The following is a 1,677-nucleotide window of genomic DNA, read 5'->3' as shown; positions in this document are numbered from 1 at the left end:
GGACCCGCCGCGGGCACGGCGGACGACGGCACCGCCGAGGAGGCGGACCCCGAGACCACCGCCGTGCTCACCTCGGTGGAGGACGCCCCCGAGCAGGCCTCCGACACGGTGAGGGACTCCGGTCGGGAGCACTGACGAAGACGGAGAACGGGCGCCGCTCCTGGGAGCGGCGCCCGTTCGCGTGTCTGCTGGGGGAGCGTGTCCGCCGTGCCCACCCGCTGACCGCCGGCGGCGCTTCGCGCCGAGGCGGGCCGCCACCCCGATGCCGCGCGCCTGCTTTCCCCGTTCGGGGTCCCAGGACGGAAACGGGTTCGAGGAGGCACGGACTCGTCCACCGCACGTTCGGGCGCCTCCGGAAAACCCGCGGGCGCCCGAACGTCCCCGACGGCCGGGCCGCCGGGGAAACGGCCGCGTCGGTGAGCAGCCTTTTCGGGCCGCGCCCGCGGGATTGTTCTCGTGAAGGCAGGACGTGGCCGCCCAGATGGTCGTAGAGTGCGGTCATAAGGGCGTCAAGGTCATTGGTCACACTCTGGTCCTCGACGCCCTTCGCCGTGTCCGCAGGGGTTTCAGGAAACCCCCGTCAACGATCTAGGCCTTGCGGAACCCGAAGGTCACGCCGAACTCCTCCGAGGAGGCGGTGTGCAGGTCCCTGCCCGGGTCACCGGCGACGAACACGTCGGCCAGCACCTCGGCGGCGATCGCCTGACCGTGTTCGGCGAGCGCCAGCTCGGTGGCCTCGTCCGTGGCCGACCACCACACCTCGATGCGGTCCGACACCTCCAGCCCGCTCCTCTTGCGCGCGTCCTGGAGCATCCGGACCATCTCGCGGGCCAGACCGGCGCGGCGCAGCTCCGGTGTGAGCTCCAGGTCCAGGGCGACGGTCTCGCCGGACTCCGAGGCCACCGCCCAGCCCTCGCGGGGCTGCTCGGTCACCAGCAGCTCGTCGGCGCTGACCTCGACCGGCTCGTCCTCGACCTCCACCCGGGTCCAGCCCGTGTCGCGCACCTGCCGCACCAGGGCGGCCGGGTCGGCCGCCTGGACGGCCTTGGCCACCAGCGGGGTGCGCTTGGCGAACCGCTTGCCCAGTGCCCGGAAGTTCGGCTTCACGATGTAGTCGACCAGATCGCCGCCCACCGAGGACAGTGATTCGAGCGAGGCCACGTTCAGCTCCTCCGCGATCTGGCCGCGCAGCTGCTCCGGGAGGTCCGCGAAGCCCGGGGCGCCCACCAGGGCGCGGGCCAGCGGCTGACGGGTGCGCACGGCCGAGTCCACGCGGGCCGAGCGGCCCAACTCCACCAGGCGGCGGGTCAGCGCCATGTTCCGCGACAGCTCCGGGTCGATCAGGTCCTCGCGCACCTCGGGCCAGGAGGCCAGGTGCACCGAGTCCGGCGCACCCGGGCGGCGCAGCGCCGACCACACGTGGTCGGTCAGGAACGGCACGATCGGCGCCATCAGCAGGGTGACGGTCTCCAGAGCCTCGAAGAGCGTCGCGAACGCCGCCGCGCCCTCCGGGGTGTCGGCCCCGCCCCAGAACCGGCGGCGGGAGCGGCGCACGTACCAGTTGGACACGTCGTCCACGAACGCGGTCAGGCGGCGTCCGGCCGTCGCGGTGTCGAAGGAGTCCATCGCCTGGGTGACGTCCCGGACGACCTCGTTGAGCTCCGACAGCAGCCACCG

1 protein-coding gene and 1 pseudogene are annotated in these 1,677 nt (G+C 73.0%); both read right to left on the bottom strand.

Features of this window, described 5'->3' with window-relative positions; all coding sequences use genetic code 11:
• Positions 1–409 precede the first annotated feature (409 nt).
• Positions 410–526, bottom strand: a pseudogene (locus D455_RS36275) (IS982 family transposase); the annotation flags it as partial.
• A gap of 62 nt (positions 527–588) precedes the next feature.
• Positions 589–1,677: DUF5915 domain-containing protein (locus tag D455_RS0121225; protein WP_017572698.1), on the bottom strand; the 1,089-nt coding region annotated here is incomplete at its 5' end.

It is taken from the genome of Nocardiopsis halotolerans DSM 44410 (genome assembly GCF_000341065.1).
GTDB classification, from domain to species: Bacteria; Actinomycetota; Actinomycetes; order Streptosporangiales; family Streptosporangiaceae; genus Nocardiopsis; species Nocardiopsis halotolerans.
Note: the sequence above shows the minus strand (reverse complement) of the source record. Positions and strands in the feature narration are given on the sequence as shown.